This is a genomic window from Flavobacterium sp. GQ95 (genome assembly GCF_059758655.1).
The window spans coordinates 1-1,024 of record NZ_JCAXEB010000051.1 but is presented as its reverse complement, the minus strand read 5'-3'; the positions used below and the strand labels follow the sequence as shown (position 1 = coordinate 1,024).

Here is a 1,024-nt window from a genome sequence, read left to right as displayed (position 1 = left end):
TGTGGACCAGTCAGTACCTACGGCAGATGCCGGCGCGGATTTTATCAAAACCTGTACTAACAATAACACAGGCAAAACGATCGGTGCAGCTGCTGTGGCAGGTACTACTTATCAGTGGAGTCCGGCAACGGGACTATCTGATGCAGCCATCTCAAACCCAATGGCCAACCCATCGGTTACTACGACCTATACGCTAACGTCGACCAATAGTACCACGGGCTGTACGGCCAGTGACGATGTAGTGGTAACAGTTGACCTGACTTTACCGACTGCTGATGCCGGCGCGGATTTTATCAAAACCTGTACTAACAATAACACAGGCAAAACGATCGGTGCAGCAGCGGTGGCGGGTACTACTTATCAGTGGAGTCCGGCAACGGGACTATCTGATGCAGCCATCTCAAACCCAATGGCCAACCCATCGGTGACTACCACCTATACGCTAACGTCGACCAATAGTACTACGGGCTGTACGGCCAGTGATGATGTAGTGGTAACAGTTGACCTGACTTTACCGACTGCTGATGCCGGAGCGGATTTTATCAAAACCTGTACTAACAATAACACAGGTAAAACGATCGGGATGACAGCGGTGGCGGGTACTACTTATCAGTGGAGTCCGGCAGCGGGATTATCTGATGCAGCCATCTCAAACCCAACGGCCAACCCATCGATGACTACCACCTATACACTAACGGCAACCAATAGTACCACAGGCTGTACGGCAACCGATATGGTGATTGTTACCGTGGATGATGTTCTTCCTAAGGCGGGACCTGACAAAGCAGCTATTCAATTTGGAAGTGTAGAAATGGAAGCAGAAGGTTTTGGAACCTGGACAGCTTCAGTGAATAATCCAGGGACTGCAACTATAATGGAAGCATCTAATCCTAAATCAATTATTCAGAGTTTTAGCACGATTGGTACTTACAATTTTATCTGGACGGCAACCAACGGCTGCCAAGATATAGTTAAGATAGAAGTTGCCAATACCCCTATTGTTGCAGTTGATGATAATTATACG

The 1,024-nt window shown here is 48.0% G+C and carries 1 pseudogene; it reads left to right on the top strand.

The window, feature by feature from the left end:
- Positions 1–1,024 (top strand): annotated as a pseudogene (locus tag AC6CH4_RS25880) (hypothetical protein); the annotation flags it as partial.